The sequence below is a fragment of the Actinomadura sp. 6N118 genome (assembly GCF_044326415.1).
GTDB lineage: Bacteria > Actinomycetota > Actinomycetes > Streptosporangiales > Streptosporangiaceae > Spirillospora.
Genome location: NZ_JBIRAZ010000111.1, coordinates 1 through 551 on the forward strand (window position 1 = coordinate 1; position 551 = coordinate 551).

General features: G+C 59.5%; 1 rRNA gene. It reads right to left on the minus strand.

Annotated elements, in window-relative coordinates:
• Positions 1–438: 438 nt before the first annotated feature.
• Positions 439–551, minus strand: a 16S ribosomal RNA gene (locus ACH34W_RS55635); the annotation flags it as partial.

The following is a 551-nucleotide window of genomic DNA, read 5'->3' on the forward strand; positions in this document are numbered from 1 at the left end:
GATCAAACAAATCGCAACAGAGAACAAAAAACCCAGATTCGAAAAACCTGAGTCTCTTGTTCAGAGATGCTCGCGTCCACTGTGCAGTTCTCAAAAAACAACCGGGCCCACCAGCCCCACACCCTTCGGAGGGGTGCGCGATCTGGTCCCGCAATCCAGAAGAAACAACCCAGCCCCAACCCGCCAACCCACAAGGGGTCGACGTTCTGGGGCTGAAGGGTCCGTTTCCTCAGGACCCAACAGCGTGTCCAACCCATCGCCTACCTGACGCCGCCGTTCCACTCCCCTTACGGGGTTGTACTTGCCGGCTCACACAGGCGGTGAGCTGAGTAGCCAGTGCTCCACATCTATGAGCAGCCGTCCGATGAACGTTCGTCATCGATGACGGCCACCGACCATGCTCTCCGGAGAGGTGCATGGCCAGTTGGTGCTCCTTAGAAAGGAGGTGATCCAGCCGCACCTTCCGGTACGGCTACCTTGTTACGACTTCGTCCCAATCGCCGGCCCCACCTTCGACCGCTCCCCCCCTTGCGGGTTGGGCCACGGGCTTC